The organism is Thiomicrorhabdus cannonii (assembly GCF_013391695.1).
Lineage (GTDB): Bacteria > Pseudomonadota > Gammaproteobacteria > Thiomicrospirales > Thiomicrospiraceae > Thiomicrorhabdus > Thiomicrorhabdus cannonii.
Genome location: NZ_JACBGH010000010.1, coordinates 67,323 through 85,273 on the forward strand (window position 1 = coordinate 67,323; position 17,951 = coordinate 85,273).

20 protein-coding genes are annotated in these 17,951 nt (G+C 54.6%); 10 read left to right on the plus strand and 10 right to left on the minus strand.

Annotated features, from left to right (window positions below; genetic code table 11):
* Positions 1-2: 2 nt before the first annotated feature.
* Together HZ297_RS10070 and HZ297_RS10075 are read right to left on the minus strand one after the other, a co-directional pair.
* A complete protein-coding gene (locus HZ297_RS10070) occupies positions 3-899 on the minus strand; it encodes an alpha/beta hydrolase (protein WP_178863395.1) in 897 nt (298 codons plus the stop codon).
* Positions 900-1,008: 109 nt separating this feature from the next.
* Complete coding sequence (locus tag HZ297_RS10075) at positions 1,009-2,310, minus strand: MFS transporter (protein ID WP_343034813.1); 1,302 nt, start codon at positions 2,308-2,310, stop codon at positions 1,009-1,011.
* Between the two features lie 147 nt (positions 2,311-2,457).
* Between HZ297_RS10075 and HZ297_RS10080 the strand changes: the two genes are divergently transcribed.
* Complete coding sequence (locus HZ297_RS10080; RefSeq protein WP_178863397.1) at positions 2,458-3,201, plus strand: MBL fold metallo-hydrolase; 744 nt, start codon at positions 2,458-2,460, stop codon at positions 3,199-3,201.
* Positions 3,202-3,304: 103 nt separating this feature from the next.
* Complete coding sequence (locus tag HZ297_RS10085; RefSeq protein WP_178863399.1) at positions 3,305-3,955, plus strand: ArsR/SmtB family transcription factor; 651 nt, start codon at positions 3,305-3,307, stop codon at positions 3,953-3,955.
* 4 nt (positions 3,956-3,959) lie between these two features.
* Here HZ297_RS10085 and HZ297_RS10090 read toward each other — a convergent pair whose 3' ends face one another.
* Together HZ297_RS10090 and HZ297_RS10095 are read right to left on the minus strand one after the other, a co-directional pair.
* Entirely contained in the window at positions 3,960-4,895 is a 936-nt protein-coding gene (locus HZ297_RS10090) for a DUF808 domain-containing protein (protein ID WP_178863401.1), read from the minus strand.
* 10 nt (positions 4,896-4,905) lie between these two features.
* Positions 4,906-5,505, minus strand: coding sequence for a Crp/Fnr family transcriptional regulator (locus HZ297_RS10095; RefSeq protein ID WP_178863403.1), 600 nt, complete (start codon positions 5,503-5,505; stop codon positions 4,906-4,908).
* A 149-nt stretch (positions 5,506-5,654) separates the two neighbouring features.
* Here HZ297_RS10095 and HZ297_RS10100 point away from each other — a divergent pair, with 149 nt between their 5' ends.
* From HZ297_RS10100 to HZ297_RS10130, 7 genes are all read left to right on the plus strand, one after another.
* Positions 5,655-6,590 (plus strand): MBL fold metallo-hydrolase, encoded by a 936-nt coding sequence (locus HZ297_RS10100; protein WP_178863405.1) that lies wholly within the window; start codon positions 5,655-5,657, stop codon positions 6,588-6,590.
* 172 nt (positions 6,591-6,762) lie between these two features.
* Positions 6,763-7,737 carry an AAA family ATPase gene (locus HZ297_RS10105; protein WP_178863407.1) on the plus strand — a complete coding sequence of 325 codons (975 nt, stop codon included), beginning with the start codon at positions 6,763-6,765 and terminating at the stop codon, positions 7,735-7,737.
* A 24-nt stretch (positions 7,738-7,761) separates the two neighbouring features.
* Positions 7,762-8,778, plus strand: coding sequence for a DUF58 domain-containing protein (locus tag HZ297_RS10110; protein WP_178863409.1), 1,017 nt, complete (start codon positions 7,762-7,764; stop codon positions 8,776-8,778).
* Complete coding sequence (locus HZ297_RS10115) at positions 8,775-9,242, plus strand: hypothetical protein (RefSeq protein WP_178863411.1); 468 nt, start codon at positions 8,775-8,777, stop codon at positions 9,240-9,242. The genes HZ297_RS10110 and HZ297_RS10115 overlap by 4 nt, the downstream gene beginning before the upstream one ends.
* Positions 9,230-10,366: a VWA domain-containing protein gene (locus HZ297_RS10120; RefSeq protein WP_178863413.1), complete on the plus strand. Its 1,137-nt coding sequence runs from the start codon at positions 9,230-9,232 to the stop codon at positions 10,364-10,366. Before HZ297_RS10115 ends, HZ297_RS10120 begins: the two co-directional genes overlap by 13 nt.
* Before the next feature lie 13 nt (positions 10,367-10,379).
* Positions 10,380-12,329, plus strand: a complete 1,950-nt coding sequence (locus HZ297_RS10125) for a vWA domain-containing protein (RefSeq protein WP_178863415.1) — start codon at positions 10,380-10,382, stop codon at positions 12,327-12,329.
* Positions 12,323-13,900, plus strand: a complete 1,578-nt coding sequence (locus HZ297_RS10130; protein ID WP_178863416.1) for a hypothetical protein — start codon at positions 12,323-12,325, stop codon at positions 13,898-13,900. The genes HZ297_RS10125 and HZ297_RS10130 overlap by 7 nt, the downstream gene beginning before the upstream one ends.
* On the opposite strand, the gene HZ297_RS10135 is transcribed toward HZ297_RS10130, so the two are convergent.
* The 6 genes from HZ297_RS10135 to HZ297_RS10160 all read right to left on the minus strand — a co-directional run bounded on the left by HZ297_RS10135 (position 13,897) and on the right by HZ297_RS10160 (position 16,593).
* Positions 13,897-14,160: a hypothetical protein gene (locus HZ297_RS10135; protein ID WP_178863418.1), complete on the minus strand. Its 264-nt coding sequence runs from the start codon at positions 14,158-14,160 to the stop codon at positions 13,897-13,899. The two genes, HZ297_RS10130 and HZ297_RS10135, sit on opposite strands and share 4 nt — an antisense overlap.
* Before the next feature lie 24 nt (positions 14,161-14,184).
* Positions 14,185-14,559 carry a type II toxin-antitoxin system PemK/MazF family toxin gene (locus HZ297_RS10140; protein ID WP_246261890.1) on the minus strand — a complete coding sequence of 125 codons (375 nt, stop codon included), beginning with the start codon at positions 14,557-14,559 and terminating at the stop codon, positions 14,185-14,187.
* The gene (locus HZ297_RS10145; RefSeq protein ID WP_178863420.1) at positions 14,559-14,795 is read right to left on the minus strand and encodes a ribbon-helix-helix protein, CopG family; all 237 of its coding nucleotides are present in this window, start codon (positions 14,793-14,795) and stop codon (positions 14,559-14,561) included. The genes HZ297_RS10140 and HZ297_RS10145 overlap by 1 nt, the downstream gene beginning before the upstream one ends.
* 109 nt (positions 14,796-14,904) lie before the next feature.
* A complete protein-coding gene (gene trxC / locus HZ297_RS10150) occupies positions 14,905-15,327 on the minus strand; it encodes a thioredoxin TrxC (RefSeq protein WP_178863421.1) in 423 nt (140 codons plus the stop codon).
* A 68-nt stretch (positions 15,328-15,395) separates the two neighbouring features.
* On the minus strand, positions 15,396-15,848 hold the full coding sequence (locus HZ297_RS10155; protein WP_178863422.1) for a hypothetical protein: 453 nt from the start codon (positions 15,846-15,848) through the stop codon (positions 15,396-15,398).
* A 385-nt stretch (positions 15,849-16,233) separates the two neighbouring features.
* The gene (locus HZ297_RS10160; RefSeq protein ID WP_178863423.1) at positions 16,234-16,593 is read right to left on the minus strand and encodes a hypothetical protein; all 360 of its coding nucleotides are present in this window, start codon (positions 16,591-16,593) and stop codon (positions 16,234-16,236) included.
* Positions 16,594-16,826: 233 nt separating this feature from the next.
* Here HZ297_RS10160 and HZ297_RS10165 point away from each other — a divergent pair.
* A partial coding sequence (locus HZ297_RS10165) for a retention module-containing protein (protein ID WP_178863424.1) occupies positions 16,827-17,951 on the plus strand: 1,125 nt, incomplete at its 3' end.

The window sequence follows — 17,951 nt, forward strand, 5'->3', positions numbered from 1 at the left end:
GATTATTCCTGAATAAACGCCGCGGCGTTTTCCACTAACTCTTCACCGAACAGATCGAGGAAAAAGTGATCGGCATCTTCAACTGTATGGGTTTTGACCAGATCGTTCTGCACGTTTTCCATCTTCGCCGGCAGGTCGGCAACTACGGTATCGGCTGAACCCATAATCACCAGCGTCGGTTTCACGGCTTTTTTCAGCAGGGTCGGCGTGTCCATGCGCGGTTCGTTCTGGTAGTAGCTGACAAACGCGCTGGCAGAGGCCGAAGTGTCTTTACAGTAGATAAAGTTGACGTTGTTCAGCATGGTATCGCCTTTGCCGGCTTTGACCAGTTTTTCAGCCTTGTCCAGCAAGGGCTGCAGTGCCACGTCGTATTTCTTGGCGTAGTCTTTTTGCTCGGCTTCCATGCTCCAGGTTTGCGGGGCGATCAGCACGACTTTTTTGATGGCCGGTTCGTCATGTTCGACGCTGAACCAGGCCGTTTGGTTACCGCCGCGCGAGTGGCCCATCAGCGTGACCTGCTCTGCGCCCTTGGATTTCAGCCAGTTCAGCCAGAAGCCGATTTCTTTGATGGCGTCTTCGTGATGGTGGGTTTGCGGCAGAGCGCAGTCCACTTCACCGTGACGGTCATTGACATTGAGGCTCAGGTTGGGCGCCAGCGAGCTGATGCCCTGTTCGGCCAGCAATTTCTGGATGCTGCTATAGGTTTCGCGGCCGTTGTGGGTGGTGGTGCCATGTGTTAACAGTACAAAATCATCGCCAAAGCCTTTGCCTTCGGCCATCACCAGATTGGCGTTGACGGTCAGGTTGTTGTAGCTCTGTTTGACCTCTTCGGCCAGAGCGTTGAGTGCAGTTGCGCTTAGCGTGAAAGCCAGGGCGAACAGCGACAGCAGTTTTTTCATGGTAGTTTCCTCGTTGTTATTCTCGCAAGAGAGTTGAATTATGCTCCTGATAGTAGCAGAGAGTGTTGGGCGAATAAATGCGATTTTTTACGGTGAAGGGTGTTTGTTCTCAAATCGATAAGTTATTGTGTATTTTGCGTTTTTGGGGCTTCAAGGCGAGCCACACCCACAGGCCGGAGAGCAGCATCATCCCGCCCACCAGATAAAACGGCCAGATGAGCGATTCGCTGTAAAATGCCAAAAGGCCCATCAATAACGCGCCGGCGGCGTAACCAAAGTCGCGCCAAAAACGGTAGATGCCTAAAATGCTGGCGCGCCATTTGGGTTCGGCCACATCGGCCACCGCCGCACCCAGCGTGGGATAGAGCATCGCCATGCCGAGTCCCATCAGAGCCGCCAATAGCGTCCAGGCCCCAACCGTTTCCACCCATACAAACCCCAAGCTGGCCAAACCGCATAGCCAGAAACCGCCTGCGATCAGGCCGCGCCGCCCGTATTTATCCGACAAGGGGCCGGTGATGAGTTGCGATGCACCCCACACCACGCCATATACCGCAATAATGGCGCTAGCCTGCAGCAGCGACTGCGCCTGGCTCATCAGAAACACCGGCATAAAAATCCACACCAGCGCATCGACGAACTTTTCCACCAGGCCGGCTTGATTGAGCGCCATCAGTTGCGGCTGTTTGAAAGTGGCGTAGTGCATCATCGCGCTCAGGCGCATGGCTGCGTGGTTGACGTTTTCGCCTTTGGTTTCCTGGGCAAGACGGTGGTGCTGCTGATGCAGCTGCGACCAGGGATGGGTGTCGATCACCTTCCAAACCGCCAACACAAGCCCTGAGCCAATCACGACTAAACCAAAGCCGAGCAGGGCTTCGCGCGCGCCATAAACTTCCGCCAGATAAGCGGTGATCCAGCCGGCCAGGCCTACGGCGGCATAGCCGGAAAATTCGTTGAAGCCGTTGACCAGTCCTTTTTGGTCGGCGCGTGCCAGATCGAGTTTGCTGTTGAGCGCCATCGACCAGCACAGTCCCTGATTCAGCCCCAAAAACAGCATGGCCCACAGAATCCACGCCCAGGACTGCGCATAAAAAATCAAAAGCGGCACCGGGATGGCCAGCAACCAGCCCCCCACCAACAGGCGACGGCGGCCGAAACGGTCGCTCAGGTGCCCGGCGAGCAGATTCATCACTGCCTTGACCAGACCGAACACCACCACAAACAGCGCCAGGCTCATAAACGCCTGCGCCGTCAGGCCGAATTCGCTTTCCGCCAGTCCCGGCACTACGGTGCGCGTCATGCCGATGGTCAAACCCACCAGAAACACCTGAATCAACTGCTGGACAATCTGCGCCAGATTGGCGCGGATGCCGTGGCTGATAGCCTTGTCAATGGCGTTTTCAGTGAACACAACCCACTCCTCTTATTGCCGTTGTCGAGTTGAAATAACATTCAATCAATTGGTTGAATATTGAAATTTGTGAGCGTATATTATCATCATTCAACTAAACGGTTGAATTAAATTTTGGGTCATGTGCGTCACACGAGGAGGTGCTTCATGTTTTTATTTCAACACACGCCTGCATCCGAACCCGGTTCTCTGTCTTACCTGCTGGGCTGCGTTGGCCAGGGGCTGGGCATTGCGGTGGATGTGCATCGGGATGAGGTTGATCTTTATTTGGAAATGGCCGCGCAAAAGGGCATTCAAATCGCCTATGTCATCGACACCCACGTGCATGCCGACCATTACACCGGCGGGTTTGAGCTGGCACAGCGCAGCGGCGGGCAGTATGCGTTACACAAGGATTCACCGGCGCAGTGCGCTTTTATGCCGCTGGAAGACGAGCAGATCGTCAAAGCCGGTAATGTCGAGGTACAGGTGCTTTACACGCCCGGCCATACCGACGACAGTATTAGCCTGCTGGTGACCGACCGTTCGCGCGCTGACGAGCCGTGGTTTGTGGTGACCGGGCATACGCTGTTTGTGGGCAGTGTCGGCCGCCCCGATCTGCACGGCCGCGAAGAGGAGATGGCCGATAAACTTTACGATTCGATTCACGGCCGCATTCTGCCGTTGCCCGATACCCTCGAGATTCTGCCCGGTGCGCAGGCCGGCAGCGTATGCGGTGCGGGCATCAGCGGCAAACCCATGTCCACTCTCGGCTTTGAAAAGCGTTACAACCCCACCTTGAAGCTCGGGCGCGCCGAATTCGTCAAGCAGGTGGCCGGTACGGTGTTGCCGCCGCCGCAAGGGTTGAAAAAGATTGTGGCGTTTAATCTCAATCCGGCGCAAAAAGATTAGTCAAACCGGGTTCGGTTTGCGTCGGCATTTTGCCTTGGTGGTGGCAAAAAGTAAGCTAGAATGGCGTTAAAATACCTCTATGCCATTGTTCAAAGAACCGAATATGACTGCAATCACCCTTAAACAACACCTTTTTGAACAGCTTGCCCAGGTCAGCAAGGCGCTGGGGCAGGCCAACCGTTTGATGATTCTGGATGTGCTTACGCAGGGCGAGTGTGATGTGGATACGCTGCATCGCAAACTGGGATTGAGTATCGCCAATGTCTCCAAACATCTGCAAACCCTCAAACAGGCCGGCCTGGTGAAAAACCGCCGCGAGGGGCAGCGCATTATTTATGCCTTGAGCGATGCTTCGGTTTACCGTCTGATTGTGAGTCTGCGAGAAGTCGCGGAAACTCAGTTGGAAGTGATGCAGGCCTTGTTGCAAGAACATCTCAAGCCGCAAACGCCGCTGGAGCCGATCTCGTTGCAGGCGCTGAAAAAAATGGCGCGCGGTCAGCAGGCGTTTACCCTGCTGGATGTGCGTCCGGAGGACGAATTCGCCGCCGGACACCTGCCCAATGCCATTAACGTGCCGATTGAGCAGTTGCCGCAAAGTCTGTCAGAACTCAACCCCGCCCAGCCGCTGATTGTCTATTGCCGCGGACCTTACTGCATGTGGTCGCAGGAAGCGGTCGAAGCGCTGCTGGCGCAGGGTTTTGATGCCAAACGCCTGCTGGAAGGCTATCCCGAATGGCAGGCGCAGCAGGGCTAGGTGTTTAAAACCGGCGCCGTAAGCCCGCGCTCAGTTTGACTATCAACAGTACCGCGGTACCGATCATCAAGCCTACGGTTAGATCGGCGAGCAGGCTCGGCCAGCTGTCAAAGGCGTGATGCACGGCTTCCAGATTATGCACGGCAATGCCGCCGCCCACCAGCAGCATGGCAAGGGTGCCGACCACGGCCAGCAGGCGGATCAGTTTGGGCAGGGCGGCAATCAGGCTTTGGCCGGTGAGTCTGAGCGTTGTTTTGAACAGGCCGGTATGTTGCTGCGAACGCTCGACCAGTCGGAAGCCGGCATCGTCCATGCGCACCATCAGCGCCACCAATCCATAAACCCCTACTACCGCCAGCAGCGCCACAAAGGTCACGGCGGCGATCTGCACCGGTATAGTCTGGTCGCTGACCGCGCCGAGCGCGATAATGATAATTTCCACCGAAAGAATAAAGTCGGTCAAAATGGCCGAGCGGATTTTCTGTTTTTCTCGGCTTAGCGCCGAGTTCTTCGTTTCTCCGCTAATCGCCGAGTTCTTCGTTTCAATGGCAAGCAGGTCGGTGTTATCGGCAATTTCCGGACAGGCCGGGGCGGATTTTTCAGTACGGTGAAATAAAAACTCATAAATTTTTTCGGCACCCTCGTAACTCAGGTAAGCGCCGCCGATGAGCAGAATCGGCACAATCGCCTCCGGCCAGAAGGCGCTCAGCAGAAACGCCAGCGGCAGAATAATCAGCTTGTTGAGCAGCGAGCCTTTGGTTATTGCCCAAATCACCGGCAACTCGCGGCTGGCATGAAAATCGGAGGCGCGCTGCGCCCCTACGGCCAAGTCGTCGCCGAGCACGCCGGCGGTCTTTTTGGCCGCCAGTTTCGACATGGTGGCGACATCGTCAAACAGGGTGGCAATGTCGTCTAAAATCACAAACAGTCCGCTGGCCATGGGCTTTCCTTTAAGTTGGGCAATGCATAGTAAGTTTAAGTTGCGTTGCGGTTTTTTGTTTCACAATTTCTAGCTGTTTTTGTTTTTGCAATCTGTGCAAAGTTCGATAGAGGGTTTCATGGCTTAAACCGAGTTCTGCCGCCCACTCTTTTATACTGCCTTGTAGCCTTAAGACACCGTTTTCGCCTTCGGTTTGAAGGCAATGAATAATCCTGTCGCTGGCGCTGTTTAAGGCCAGCCGTTGGCCTTGATTGCGTAGGCGTTTAATCTCTTTGGATAAGAGTTGAATCCATACTTCATAAAACCCGTCTTGGCCTAATTGTTGGCGAAAGGCTTTTATTGGAAAAGCGCTTAATCGGCTTTTTTTGCTGCAATGGGCGTCACAATGATAGTGCTCGGCAAACAGGCTGGCCTCGGCCAAAAAGCCTTGCTGAATGCGCTGCAAGGTGCAGGTTTCACCTTGTTGCCCGCAGCGTGTCAGTTGCACCTCGCCTTCTTCCAAAAAATAGAGAAACTTCGGTTTGGTGCCTTGGATAAACAACGGTTGATTAGCTTCAAGTTGAACAGTTTTGCGTTGCTGTAACAGTGTGTTTGGTAATTGATCTAGCATAAGAAAATTTTGGGTTTTTGTATGATTTGAATCATATCTTACTCAGGGATGAGTCTTTAGAATAGTCTGCTTTAAGGGCGCTTTATGAAATTTTTAACTTTACCTGTAGTATTGCAGTGAATAAACATTCAAATAAAAAAAGGAAGACTATGTTCAATCCATTAAGAAGCGTCCTCGTTGCGGGCGTATTCATGCTATTGAGCGTTTCGGCGCAGGCTGAAAAAAGCGCTACTTTAGAGGTTCAAAAGTTGGAAGGAAATGTGTATGCGTTAGTGGGAGAGATGGCGCAGCGCAATCCGCAGAATCTGGGGAATAATTCCACCCACGGTGTAGTCGTGCTGAAAAACGGCGTGTTGTTGATTGATTCCGGCGGTTCTTATTTGGGCGCACAAGCGATTCACAAGGCAATTCAAAGTGTGACCGACAAGCCGGTGAAATGGGTGGTGAATACCGGTGGCCAGGATCACCGTTGGTTTGGCAATGGCTATTTTAAAGAGCAGGGGGCAAAAATCTACGCCTCAGCCAAAGCGGTGGAGGATCAGAAAGCGCACTGCCAATCCAAACTGGAGGGCATGGCGCGGTTGATTGGTGAGGACAAACTCCAAGGCACGCAGTGCGTTTACGCTGATGAAACCTTTGAAACCAACAAAACGCTAACGTTAGATGGCGAAAGTTTCGAATTGCACCATGCAGGCCCAGCGCATACTTTGGGGAACGCGTTTGTGTGGATGCCTTCTACGCAAACCGCATTTGTCGGCGACATGGTCTATAACGAACGTATCTTGGGCCTGCAATACACTAAAGACGTTAAAGGTTGGATTGCCACGTTTGAGGCAATGGCCAGGCTGAAGCCAAAATGGGTGGTGCCCGGGCATGGTCACGCCGGTGATTTGGCGCGCGCGCAAAAAGATACTTATGATTACTTGGTGTTTCTACGCGACGAAGTCAGCCGCGTTTTGGACGAAGGCGGCGACATGATTGCGGCGGGTAAAATCGATCAGAGCCGTTTTAACTATTTAATTGAATTTGATGCGTTAGCGCCTAAAAATGCTTTGTGGGTCTTTGAGCGTCTGGAGTTTGAATAATCGACAGGCCGGTTTGGGAAGATGATTTTGCAGGTATTCAATCAACTGGTTGAATATTAAATTGACTGTCGCTTATAATCATCGGCTTTGCTGAGGTCAGCGAACGGTTTAAGATAGGGCGTCTGACAAAAGTGATGTGGATAACAGTCGCGGTCGCGCTGAAGGAGAGAGCATGCAAGCGGAATTTCAGGCATTAAAGCAGCATTTGCAGAAGGTGATTGTCGGCCAGGAGGCGTTGCTCGACAAGCTCATGATCGGCCTGTTGACCGGTGGGCATATTCTGCTGGAAGGGCCACCAGGTCTGGCGAAGACCACGGCGGTTAAAACCTTGGCCAAAGGCGTGCATGCCAGTTTTCAGCGTATCCAGTTTACGCCCGATCTGATGCCGGGCGATGTGATGGGATCGGAGATTCTCGATGTGAATTCCGGCCAGTTGAGTTTTGTCAAAGGCCCGATTTTCAACGAAATTGTGTTGGCCGACGAAATCAACCGTGCGCCGCCGAAAGTACAGTCCGCATTGTTGGAAGCGATGGCCGAGAAGCAGGTGACCGCTGGCGGTCAGACCCGTGCTTTGCCGGAGCTGTTTCTGGTCATGGCCACGCAAAACCCGTTGGAGCAGAGCGGTACCTATCCGCTGCCGGAAGCGCAGCTTGACCGCTTTATGCTGCATGTCACCCTAGACTATCCGGGTGAAGACGAGGAGCTGGAGATTCTGCGCCGCGACCGCGCCCATCATTTCGGCGTGGATGAAGAACAGCCTGGCGCGTTCCTGACACCGCAGAATGTGTTGCTGGCGCGCCGTGCGGTGGCCGAACAATTTGTGTCCGAACCGGTGGAGCGTTATATGGTCGCCTTGGTGACCGCCACGCGCAAGCTGGGCGAGTTGGATGCCAATCTCGACGGCGTGCTCGAAGTGGGCGCATCTCCTCGTGCGTCGATTGCGCTCTTACATGCCGCCAGTGCCTATGCCTGGCTGCAAGGGCGCGATTACGTGACGCCGGACGATGTGATTACGCTGTTGCCGGACGTGTTGCGCCACCGTCTGATTGTCAGTTTCAGCGGCCGCGCGCAGCAGTGGAGCGCCGATTCGCTGATTAACCGAATCATCGAATTGGTGCCCGTGCCGGTGCCGGATGCCGCTGAGTAAGTGCGCCTAGTAACGGTGATAAAGGTGCGGGCTGCCTTTCTCCAGCGTGTGTTGCAGCGTTTGCAAGCCAAGTGGCAGGCAAAATCGGCGCTGTCTGCCGCGCTGCGTGCGCCGCTTTCGCGTTCCCGCCGGCCGTTGTTGTCCGCCCAGCAGATTCAGTCTTTGGCGAGTGAGTTGACCGCCTTGGCGGGGGACATGCCGCGTAATCCCAAGCTGAGTTCAGCCCAGCGTCAGGGCGAACAGACCAGCCGTTTTATGGGTAACGGTCTGGAATACGAAGAGAGCCGCCCGTATCAGTTGGGCGACGAAATCCGCCGCATCAACTGGCGTCTGATGGCGCGCACCGGTCAGGCCTATACCAAGCTGTTTCAGGAGGAGCGCCAGGAGGACTGGTTTATTCTGCTGGATCAGCGCATGAGTATGCGTTTTGGCACCCGCGTGCGTCTCAAGGCTGAGCAGGCGTTGCGCGTGGCCGGCTACTTCCTGTGGTTGGCGGAAAAAGCCGCGTTGAATCTGCCGGTCGAAGGCGCGCGTTTGGCCGAAGAGCTGGTGTTTACACCGACCTTTATCGGGCGCGGCAGTTACACTCAAATGATGCACGCCTTCTCTCAGCCCTGCCCGCCCATTTCCACCGCTCAGCAATCTACCCCGGAACCCGCCTTGCATGCCGTTTTGAACGATCTTAGCCAGCGTTTGCAGCCGGGTTCACGGCTGATTATTATCAGCGATTTTCATGATCTGGATGAATCCTGTTTGGCCACGCTCACGGCTTTGCAGCAGTTTGCGCGTGTTAAAGCAATTTGTATCGAAGATCCGGCGGAGCGTGTTTTGCCGGTGATGGAAGGGGTGCAGTTGCAGTCGATGGCCAGCGGCGAGTTGTTTGAGGTGCAGGCACAAACGCTGCAGGACTATGCCGCTTGGGCGGAAAACCATTTGCAGGCGCGACTGACGCGATTGCGGCAGGCAGGTGTCAAGGTCAACCGGCTGTTAGCCGATGCCCCTCTGCAAAGTCTGGTTGAACAGTTGGAGTTGAGCGTATGAACGCCTTGCAACCTGCCGCATTTGCCGACATTGAAGCGCCATTGCCGCCCGGCATCGACTGGAGCGGATGGTTGCAGTTCGGCGCGACCGTGCTGGTATGGGTGGTGGCAAGCGTGTTGTTGTTCTGGTTGGTACGGCGCTACTACCGCCCGTGGGCGGCGGCCTGGCGCCTAAAGCGGTTTTATGCGGTGGCTATGGTCGGAGAAACGGTCACAAAGGTGCAGGTTTGGCAGTTTTATGCCTGGGCGCAACGCTGGCGCAAGCAATGGCCGTCTGTCGGGGAAGAGGCCTGGTCACACTCGGCCGAGCATTTCTGGAAGGCGCTGAATCAGGCCGCGTTTTCTTCTGAAAACGTTTCACGTGAAACTTATCTGCAATTAGTGAAGCAGGCGCAAACACTGCTGCAAAAAACTCAACAGGCCGGGTGGAAGCGTCTGTTAGGAGGTCAGCGGTGGAAACGCTGATCGTGAATTTTCTGGCCCAATCAGGTTGGGTGATTGACCGCTTTGCTGCGCCCATGTGGCTCTGGCTGTTGGCGCTGTGGCCGCTTTGGTGGCTGGTAACCCATTTCGGGCTGATCCGTTTGGGGCAGGACGACCTGCGTGAGCTGCAGGCACGCCAGCAGACCCGTTTTTGGCATCCGTTGATCCATTTGCAAAGCGGTGCTGTCAGGTTGGCACCCAAGCCGCTGCGTTTGGGATGGCGCAAAGGGTTGTTGGAACTCTTGCGCGGCTTCATCATTGCCGGTTTGGCGCTGGCCTTGGCGCAGCCGGAGCGGTTGCAGCCCGAACCGCCGCAACCGCAACAGAAAACCGTGCGTGACGTGGTGTTTGTGATTGAAAGTTCGGCCTCTTTTCTGCTGGAAGACTATCGCGTCAACGATCAGCCCGAAAGCCGCATGAATGCCGTCAAACGCGTGCTGGACAGTTTTATGGGCGGATTGAACGGCAACCGTTTCGGTTTGATTGTCTACGCGCAGAACGCCTATACCCTGATGCCCTTGAGCAGTGATCTGCATGCCGCCAGGCTTTATCTGAAACGCCTCAAACCCTATCTGGCCGGACGCACCGACGAGGCAATGGGCGAAGCGTTGGGTCTGGCGTTAAAACAGACCGAAGCCGGCATGCAGCATGGGGATGACAACACCCTCAAACGGGTCGTGGTGTTGATCAGTGACGGTCTGGCGCAGCCGAGCCGTGTGGCATTGGATGAGGCGATCAATTACGCACAGATGATGAATGTGCCGATCTATACGGTTGGCGTCGGTGCGAGCAGTCGTGAAGCCGATCAACGCCTCTATTCCGGCCTGCTTTATCAGCCGCTGGAATCCGAATCGCTGCGTCATTTGGCGGCGGCCACTAATGGCCGGTATTACCAGATCGGCGGAGGGGATGATCTGCAAAACGTGCTTGCGGCGATTGACCGCAGTGCCGGTGTGCCGATGGTGCGTCCGCCCAGTGCGCCGAAAATCATCGCACTGTATTGGCAGCCCTTGTTGTGGAGCTGGGGGATGCTGGCCTTGTACGCGCTGCTGAGCCCGCTGTTATTGGCGAAAACGGCGCGCGCGCTTGCCAAAGAAGTGGCGTGATGGAGGTGGCGTAATGGAAACGGCGATGGACAGCACCTTGTGGACATTGTTGAGCGCGGGCAGCCGCCTGCAATGGCGCGAACCGCTGGTGTTGTGGGCGCTTTGGATGCCGCTGCTGTTCTGGGGGCTGCGAACCCTATGGCTGAAACGCCAGAAACAGGCCTATGCCGACGCCCATCTATGGGAATGGGTGGAGGTCAAGCCTCAGCAATGGACGGCTGCTGGCGGATCATGGCGCTGGCTGCAAGGCTTGCACAGTCCGTTTTGGGTACTGACGCTGGCGTGGATGCTGATGACGCTGGCATTGGCGGGGCCGCGTGTGCTGCAACCAGCAGAGGAACAAAGCGGCCGCGCCGGGGTCGATGTACTGCTGTTGATGGATCTATCGCATTCCATGACGGCCGAGGATGTTTACCCGAACCGTTTTCAGCAGGCCAGGGCCGTAGCGGAAACGCTGGCAAAGCAGTTGCAGCCCAATGACCGCCTGGCGCTGATGGGATTTGCCGGCCAGGCGCACCTTTATAGCCCGCTGAGTTTTGACCGGCTGCTTTTTGCACATGCCTTGGAATTAATGCAACCCGATCAGTTGCCCACCCAGGGAAGCTGGCTGGAGTTGGCGACCGTGCAGGGGATTGAGCATTTGCAGCAGACCGCCGATCAGGCCAAAGTGATGGTGGTGCTGACTAATGGCGCGCCGCCCTTCTGGCAGGCGCCGGCGCTGCCGGAAAATTTCAAAACGCTCAGCGAGGATTTGCGTGCGCAAACCACGGGTGTGAATGTCGTCTGGGTCGGCGTGGGCCTGCCGGCGCCATCGCCCTTGCCGGACGCATCGCACAAAAGCGGACACCTGCATGCCAATGGCCTACTGGTGCAAAGCCGGCTGGAAGAGAACAGTCTGAGAAATTGGGCGCAGAAAACACAGGGCATTTATCTGGGTGCGACCAACGACCCCGCCTTCAGTGAAGCGCTGCTGGAGGCTGTCAGCCGGGCAGCGGCACCGCGCGTTTTGAACGAGGACGCGGCGCATTGGCAGGATTTGTCAGCGCCTTTATTGCTGCTGACGCTGCTGGCGTTGTGGTGGGCGTTTTATCCGCTTAAATGGCGGTTTGCCAAGGCCGCACCCGCGGTGCTGGCGGTGATGTGGGGGTCGCAGTGGGGCGGTTTGGGTCATCCCGCCATGGCGGATGAGGCTATTCAACAGCAACAGCAGGCGTTCGCGGCGTATAGTCAAAACGATTTTGAACAGGCCACCCGTCTGTATGATCAAGGGCGTGACTTCGGCAGTCTGTTCGGTGCCGGGGCGGCGGCTTACCGGGCGGGCGACATGGAATCGGCGGTCAGTTATCTGCGCGAGGCGGCCTGGCTGGCGCCCGATGATAGCTTGCGTGCGGCGGCGTTGTTCAATCTGGGCAATAGCTACTATCAGGCCAATTTGCTGCCGCAGGCGATTGAATCCTATCGGCAGGCGCTGCTATATCGCGCCGATTACGCCAAAGCGGCCAATAATCTGGCGTTGGCGGAGCAGCGTCTGCAAAACGAACAGCCGGATAGTTTCGCTAAGGAGCCTCGTCAAGGTGATGATAAAGGTCGGGATGAGGGGTTTGCGTTTTACGGCGGACAGAAACCCAAGAGTGAACAGATCAATGATTTTGGTGCCGACAGCGATATCCAGGGGCCGGGTGCCGATGGAGATGGTGTTAAATTGCCGCCAACGGGCGAGGCCACCGATTACAATTTGAATCCGCTGCTTGCGCAACAAGCGGCGCAGGCTGCTAAGGCGGCGACGGCCCGGGCGATAGTCGATCAGCAGCAGCGTCAGCAACGCGCCTTGCAGTTTGAATACCAGTTGCAGCAGTTGAAGGATGAACAGGGCGAACTGTTGAAGCGCCTTTTTGAGCGCGAAGAGGGCTTTCAGGCGGCTCAGGAAGCGCCGCATCCGATTCCGGGGGTGCAGCCATGGTAAAACGTTTTAGTTGTCCGTTTCTTATTGCATTGGCTTTGTGCTGGCAAAACGCTTTGGCGGTTGACTTACCGGAGCCGGAAGGCAAGGTTGAACTTCAAGCGGCACCCTCGCCGTTTGAGGAGAGCGCCTCCACGGGCGTCAGAATCACGCCGCAAAAAGTCATGCTGGGGCAGAACATTAGCGTGCTGATTCGCGGTGATGCGGCGGTGCGCGATTTTGAGAAGTTTGATCTGCAGGCGTTGAAGCAGCAGTTTGCGGTTTACGATGTGACGCGCGAATCCAGCCGCGTGCGCTTGCAGTTGTATCCGTTGGCGGCAGGCCGCGCGAAGATTGCCGCCGTCGATATCGGCGCCCTGCATATTCCCGAAACCCTTATCGAAGTGACGCCCAATCCGCAGGTGGAGGTGGTCTGGCAGAGGCTGCCGCCGGTTTTGCTTTCCGGGCAGAACGCGGTGTGGTCGGCCAAGGTCACCCTGCATAATCCGGCATTCGAAACCCATTTAGTGGCCGAGGGCCAAAGCCGCTTGGTGGCGAGTGAGGCCGATGAGCGTCTTAAACAGCAGACCTGGGTGGCCAACTATCAGTGGCACGCGGCGTTGGATAATAAGGGCATGCCGCTGCAGCGCATCGCGGTGGATTCGCCGGTGCTGGAAGTCAAAAATACCTCGCAGCGCACCTGGCGGTTTTATGACGCGCCTCAGCGAGTCGAAATCAAACCGCTGCCGGCCTTTGTGCCGATTACGACGCTGGTCGGCAAGGTCGATTTAACCACGCAAACCGACGGGCTGTGGCAGGTGAACGGTGCGTTGCATTACTGGCGTTGGCAGTTGCAGGCAAATGGGGTTCAGGCGGCTGACCTGAAAAATCTGGCCTATCGTCTGGTGGCCGAATTGCCGCATGATCCGGCGATTGAGTGGCTGAGTGCGAGCATGGAAACCTCGCAGACATTGACCGAGCAAGGATTGCTTTCAACGGTTGCCGTGCGCGTGCCCTATCGTGTGAATGCGTTCGGCGTGGCTCATTTGCCGGAATTGACGTGGCGTGTGTTAGAGTCGCAAAGCGGAAAGTTGATCGTTCAGACCCGGCCTGCTGAGTTTATTTTGGCGATACCGGGCTGGTTGCAAACGCTGCTGAAATTAGCCGGCCTGCTGGGTTTGTTATGGCTGGTGTGGCAGGGTGTGAGCTTAAGCAGGCAGTGGTGGCTAAGACGCCATTTACAGCGCCAGATTAGACAAGCGCAGACCCCGCAAGCCATCTGGCAAGCCATGCGGCACTGGAAAACCCAGCAGGCCGGGTCTGCGGTCATGTTTTTTGGAGAGTTTTTAAAACTCAACAGGCCGGGTGCTGAGGCATTGGCGGTAGAGGATATTTCACTGGCGCAGTTTGCCGCGTGGTTTGTGGACACGTTTGGTGAGTCTGTGGCCTTGCCGCCTCTGTTAAACGCATTGAATGAGTGTTTCTATGGCGCTGCAGAGGGTGAAGCCTCCAGCAGCCTGCAGGACAAAGCCCGGAGGTGGGCGGACGAACTGTGCGTTCGTCCGAGCGTGATGCGTGTGTTTAAGCGCGTTTAATGATCGCGTTTAAAGGTGGCGTCGAACGGTTTGATAATGCGTTGATATTTTTTCCAGGCGATGCTTAACGACCAAATTAAAGACACTCCGATCACCGCATACCCCGCGTACGCTAGGCCGATGGAAAAGGTGTTTTCGCGCAGCAGGCTCGGCAGTATTAACACAATGCCCAATAAAAACCCCGCCGTGGCGGTTTTAAGCGCCACCCGCAAAATGCCGTGAAGCAGTTTCTGTTTGTGTTCGGCTGAACCTAATTCCATGTTGGTTTCCTTGTGTGGTGTTAGTTAAATTACGCTTTTAATGGCTAAGCCGATGATTTGGGCAAGGTTGTTTTCAACCGCCTTGAGTTCTTCATGATTGAGTGTGGTTAAACATTCTGACGTGATACGGCGAATATCAAGCGCACGAATTTGATCGCAGAGTACATCAGAGGGATTGAGCAGTTTCCCGCGAGGCGTCAAACGAAAACGCAGCGGTTCCGCCTCGTCAATTAAGACAGTGCTGAGTGGCAAGACCACAACCGTTGTGTGCGCTATTTCATTCAGCCAATTATTCTGCATCACCAAAACGGGGCGGATTTTGCCTGGCTCAGACCCTTTTGAGGGATTGAGGTTGGCCAAATAAATCCCCCCGCGCAGCAGCGGCGTGCTCATAGCCATTACTGACCCGCCAAACCGTCGGTAAGCGTGTCATCCCAATCCTCAATCTCTGATTGATGCCGCACTTTTTTGGAAGCGGCCTGCATTTTTTGTTTTAACGCGTCTTCAGATTGCTGCTGGCGAAAGCGCTCAAACGCTTGGCGAATCACCTCGCTTTTTGACATGTGCAGTTTATTTGCCATGTCAAACAGGTTTTGTGCAAATTCATCAGAGGCTTTGATGGTGATTGTTTTCATAGCGGAACCTTTTTGGTATTACCAAAGTAATATCAGTTTAGATGGCTTATACACAAATTGCAAGTTAACGCCTTGCTTTTCAACGGCTTCACAGAAGGTAAACCGTTGTCTATAGGTATTGCTGCAGCCAGCGGCTGAAATTGCCTAAATCCATCGCGCCGGAGACACGGGTGATCTCTTGTCCGTTTTTGAAAATAGCCAGCGTCGGAATCGAACGGATGCCGAATTGCGCGGCAATCTGCTGTTCGGCTTCGGTATTGATTTTGATAAAACGCGCACGCGGCTCAAACTGGGCGGCAGCCTGGCTGAAAGTGGGGGCGAAGCTTTTGCAAGGGCCGCACCACGGTGCCCAGAAATCGACGATCAACGGTTGATCGGTTTTCTGTAAAGCGCGCAGAAACTGCTCGCCGCTCATCTCCACAGGTTTGCCGGTAAACAGCTCCTGCTTGCATTTACCGCAGGTGGGCTGGCTGTTGAGTTTGTCATCGGGCACGCGGTTTAGGCCGCCGCAGTGCGGGCACATAATAATCATCTTCTACTCCTTTGTTCAGGGTTGTAGCCGGCTTATTAGGGGTGTATCGCGTTTAATTCAAGGGGATGTCAGTCCGTCAACCAATCCGGCTTGGGGCTTTCCTGCCCGCCTGCTTCAAAACCTCTGTCCACAAAACCGTGCAGCGTCAGGTCGTGACAATGAATCAGTTCGATGATTTTCGGGTCGTCGCTGGTCAGGGTCGCTTCCACGCCGTTTTCGACGTTTTTATAGACCATGTTGACGTGGTCTTTGTATTCAAACAGCGCGGCAAACAGCGGATCCCACGAACGGATGGCGCGGCCGCTGGCAAAACGCTTTTCCATGCCCACCACATGATCTTGCAGCACTTTGCCCAATTCGGGTGTGGTGGCTGTGGTGGTGGCACGGATGCCGTTGGGCAGTTTGACGGTTTCACGCTGAAGTTGCTGATGTTTTTCCAGGAGTTCGCTAAATAGTGCCTGATCTTGACGGTGCTGCGCATCGCTGCCGTGGCCGTGTTTGTAGTGGCGGTGTGATGACATATGGTTTCTCCTAATGCCGTTGAGAATCAGTCTTCTATGATTGTAATGTGTTTTTTAGGCAAAAAAAAAGCACGGTATTGGCCTACCGTGCTTGAAGTCTGAGGAGCAGGTTTAAGTCATTGACAATCTTAATAACCTAAACCGGACTTAAAGGGGATTAAGTCCAACTTGAATAAGTACTTTAGGGGTGGCTTATTGAAGTTGAGTTCAGTTTAAGGGTTGGTTGAATCAGAATCAATTGGCAAATATTGAAGGAGTATTGAGAAAGTATTAAATTTTATGCATGGATTAAAAATATTTATGCATCAACAAATTAATTACGCATTTTTATTTATTGGCTGAACGTGCAAAACAATAAATTTGGTGTCTGTCCAATTTATTGTGATTATTTATCGTCCGTATCTGAACGGGCTTCCGATTCACTGCCTTCTAACGGGTTCATGGCCTGTTGATAATTGGCGCGGCTTTGTAGGTTGGCAATATAGGTCAGACCGGAATCGGATTGCTGAGATTCCGTTTCACGCGTTTCCAGCGCATCTGCGGTGTTGACGCGCTGATTCATCGCAAGATCCTGCTGGCTCAATTGGGTCGCCTGCGCGGAAAGTGTCACGGTCGTGTTGCCCGAGGCGGTCGCCGTGGAGGCGGCCTGTTGCGCCATGCGCATTTCCGGCGTGGTAACCGGGTTGGTCACGGCAGATTGTGCATTCAACGCCATAGTCGATAAAACGGGGCTGATGGTGCTCATGTTTTTTCCTCTGTAACGACACAAAAATTCAAAAATGTTGCGATTATTTAAACACAAAAAATCTCTATATTTCAATTAAATAGGAGCATGATACGGAAAATTATGAACCTATTGTACTAAGGTACAATGGTTTTGCCTCAGAAGGATGGCTAATATGCAATCCTAAGTAAAAGAGGGTAGTCGCACTTACCGGCCAACCCCTAAACCTAATTCACGAAGTTGGAGAGATACTTATGTCGATGGTAGCTGGAAAAATCAATGCAGTAACAGGTGTTGTACAAGCCATTAACCCGGCAACAGGGGCGGTTAGAATTGTAATGAAAGGCGACCAGGTGTACGAAGGTGAAATGATTGTCACCTCTGCAGGCGCTGGCGTGACAATCGATTTGCCTAATGGTGAGACGCTGACATTGGGCCGAGAAACCCAAATGCTGCTAGATAATGACGTTATCGCAACCGCCAGTGTGGACGCTGAAACCGAAGCCGCCACCGACGTTGCCGCGCTGCAGCAAGCTATCCTTGAAGGCAATATCGAAGACCTAGAAGCCACTGCGGCTGGTGAAGCGGGTGCAACCGGCTCCAGCTTGGCGGGCCCGCTGGATGGTGTTGAGCGTTTGGGCTCAACAGGTGATGTTACAAGTGGTTTTGGAACCACGACATCGACTACAGATTTCACAACGAGATCGTTCCTCTTGGCTGAAGGTGCGGAAATAACCTCCACTGCACCTGAAAAGGAAAAGCCTGTACCAGGCGAAGAGCCTTCGCCTGCTCCCGTGTTAGTGACGAGCGTGAGTTCAGATACGCAAGCCGAAGGTAATACCTTGACGCACACCGTGACGTTGAGCGGTGAAAGCGTGAATGCCGAAACCTTCAGCTTCTCAATAGCAGACAACACCACCGAAGCGGGCGACTGGGCGAACCTGACGTTCAGCGATGGAGTGGTGAACAATGGCGATGGCACGATTACGGTCCCAGCGGGCGTGACGAGCTTCACCATCACCACGGCTGCACAAACCGATGCGGATGTGGAAGGTAACGAGTTCTACGACATCAGCGTGGGAGGTATTGCGGCAACCGGTACGATTACGGATGCGAGCACGATCACGGTCTCAAGTGTGACATCAGATACGCAAGCCGAAGGTAATACCTTGACGCACACCGTGACGTTGAGCGGTGAAAGCGTGAATGCCGAAACCTTCAGCTTCTCAATAGCAGACAACACCACCGAAGCGGGCGACTGGGCGAACCTGACGTTCAGCGATGGAGTGGTGAACAATGGCGATGGCACGATTACGGTCCCAGCGGGCGTGACGAGCTTCACCATCACCACGGCTGCACAAACCGATGCGGATGTGGAA